Raw genomic sequence first — 1,471 nt, 5'->3', positions numbered from 1 at the left:
CAGGATGTCGGCCTCCTCGGTGGCGTCCGTGCGGGCGACCACGACCAGATCGGTGCGTGCCGCGAGGACCTGGTCCAGCTTCTCCAGGTACTCGTCGAGCGGGAGGACCTGCTTGCCGTCGGCGTGGCCGCAGCGGCGGGGCCGCTTCTGGTCCTCCAGGATGACGCCCGAGGCGCCGATCCGCTCCAGCCGCCGCACCACGTGGCAGGCCACCTCGGGGTCGACATAGCCGTCGTCGATGTCGACCAGCAGGTGGTGCCGGGGGAAGGCGCCGCGCAGCCGCTCGACGAAGGCGACCATGTCCGGCCAGGCGATGAAGCCGATGTCGGGCAGTCCGTAGTAGGAGGCCGCGAAGCCGAAGCCGGAGACGAACATGCCGTCGTAGTGCTCGGCCGCGATGGAGGCGGAGTACATGTCGTAGACGCCGATGAGCGGGGCCGTCCCCGGGGCGGCGATCCGCTCGCGCAGCCGCTGCCCGTAGCCGTCGTGAAGGTTTTCGTGACGCAACGCCATCTCCTCACCTGTCGGGGATCCGTGCGCGACACGCACGGGACTTTGCCGAAAATTGGCCATTCCTATGGCCAACTGAGGCATCATCACTATGCGTCCTTTAATGTTCCGTGGGCAAATCTTTAATGGATGTTCCCTCCTTCGAGTGAGTCCGATCAGATTTATCGGATTGGTCATTCCATCGGATCTCAATTCATCGATCCGGTGCCTGACCGACGGTCGGGAGGACGCTCGGGACGACGGTCCGGAGCGGCAGCCGCCCGCCCCGTACGTACCAGTGGCCGCCTGCCCGCAGATGGTCGACCAGGGCGCGCTGGACGGCGGTGTCGCGGGGGAGGGACTCCAGCGGCCGTTCGATGTCGCCGAAGACGAATTTCAGCGGATTGGTGTCCTCGGGCACCGACGGCCGGTCCGGCCGCTCCAGCGGGGAGAACCGCCGCTGGAACCGGATGATGTTCGACTCGGCCGGCAGATGGTCGGCGAGCTGCGGATCGAGCAGCCAGGAGAAGATGTGGCAGCTCCGGTACGGCTCCCCGGGGAAGTGCCGGGGGAAGAACACCCGGGCCCGGTCCAGCGCGCGGTCGCAGGCCGCGGGGGAGAGCGGCCCGCAGTGGTCGGGGATGTGCAGTTGCAGGCTCCACCCGTCGGCGCCCGGGGCCCGGGCCGCCGGGACGTCCGCGCCGGTGGCCCGGGTGCGCTGGAACTGGAGCCGGCCGAGCTGGAACAGCTCGCCCCGGAAGTGCAGCGTCAGCCAGCGCGCGTTGCCCAGTCCGGAACGGCCGCGCCACCGGCTGACCGCGAGCTGTCGGCCGAGGTCGGCCAGCGTCGACCCGGTCACCTCCGCCGGGATGCCGAGCGCCCGGTGGTGCGCCCGGGCGAGCGGGGCCAGCGCGACGAACAGCAGGGTGGCGAGGCCCTCGCCGCCGGCCGTTCCGGCGGCCCAGTCACGGTCCAGCCCGGC

General features: G+C 70.3%; 2 protein-coding genes. Both read right to left on the bottom strand.

The annotated features are described in order from the left end of the window. Positions 1-507, bottom strand: a 507-nt coding sequence (locus VR45_RS09205) for an isocitrate lyase/PEP mutase family protein (RefSeq protein WP_234325895.1), incomplete at its 3' end; no start/stop codon positions are given. A gap of 196 nt (positions 508-703) precedes the next feature. After that, positions 704-1,471 (bottom strand): acyltransferase domain-containing protein (locus VR45_RS09200; protein WP_052708954.1); only part of this gene is annotated, 768 nt, incomplete at its 5' end.

This window comes from Streptomyces sp. NRRL S-495, assembly GCF_000966955.1.
Taxonomy (GTDB): domain Bacteria; phylum Actinomycetota; class Actinomycetes; order Streptomycetales; family Streptomycetaceae; genus Kitasatospora; species Kitasatospora purpeofusca.
The sequence above is the reverse complement of the archived record's forward strand: the minus strand, read 5'-3'. Positions and strand labels throughout refer to the sequence as shown.